The organism is Spiroplasma endosymbiont of Megaselia nigra (genome assembly GCF_003987485.1).
GTDB lineage: Bacteria > Bacillota_I > Bacilli_A > Mycoplasmatales > Mycoplasmataceae > Spiroplasma.
This window is the reverse complement of sequence record NZ_RCOO01000274.1, coordinates 1-1161: the sequence shown is the minus strand read 5'-3', so window position 1 is coordinate 1161 and position 1161 is coordinate 1. Positions and strand designations below refer to the sequence as shown.

The 1161-nt window shown below is 19.4% G+C and carries 1 protein-coding gene; it reads left to right on the top strand.

The annotated features are described in order from the left end of the window. Nucleotides 1-276: 276 nt before the first annotated feature. A partial coding sequence (locus tag D9R21_RS06645) for an Mbov_0401 family ICE element transposase-like protein (RefSeq protein WP_148108890.1) occupies nt 277-1161 on the top strand: 885 nt, incomplete at its 3' end.

The window sequence follows — 1161 nt, the reverse complement described above, 5'->3', positions numbered from 1 at the left end:
CTGTTTTTGGATTAAATTCTTTCATTTTTTACTCCTTTATATGGTTAAATATAAGTAGAGAAAAACATGTACAGAAGAACTTGACACGGTTCTTTTTTTTATTATCTATATTTTACATCAAAATAAAAAAAAGTAAATTACTTTACTTTTTTCAGTTAAATTAATTTGCTAATAATTAACAATTAAATTGTAACATACTAAATAAAAATTACTATTATTTTTTGCATTTTTATTATTTTTGTGTTAATGTGTAGAACTAAGGAAAGAGGGTAAAAAATGATAAATATTGATAACAACTTTTTTAATAATTTTAATAATTTGTTATATATACAAAATATTGAAATTATTCAACAAAATTTAGAAGATTGTGATGAATGAATTTTTAAAAATTATAAAATTGATGAAACTTTAAAAGAATTTAAAGATTATAATGTAAAAGAAATAAAACCAAGAACATTAACTATTTTAAATGGTAAAATAACTTTTAAAAGAAGAAAATATTATAAAATTAATCCAGAAACAGGTAAAGAAGAATATATTTTTCCTTTGGATAAACTTTTAGGAATTGAAAAATGACAAAGAATAGATAATTCTGTTAAAGAAAAAATATTATCATTTATTGGCAAGAAAAAAACATATCAAGATATTTTAGATACTATGGAACATATAAAAATTTGTATAAAAACAATTTCAAATATTATGAAAAATGCAAAAACTGATAAAGAATATTATCTTAATAAAACTGATAAAAAAATAAAGATACCTCATACTTTATATATTCAAATTGATGGAACTTATTTAAAAATGTGAAATGAAAAGAAAAAAAGAAAAAAGAAAATAAAAAAACATAGTATATTTTCAACTGTTCATACTGGTTTTGATAAGGCAAAATCAACGAAAAAAAGACCTGTAATTCAAGATAAATTAGGTGTTATAGAGCTAGATAATATTCCAGAATATATTAAAAAAAATAGTAAATTAACTAATTTTGTTAATAAATTACTTACATTAATTACAAGTTATTATGATGTTAATGACAATATTGAATTTATGGTATTAGGAGATGGCGCACCTTGAATTAAAAATATTGTAAAATTTATTCAAGAATATTTTCCTAAAAATAAAGTACATTACACGATAGATAAATTCCACCTTACAAGT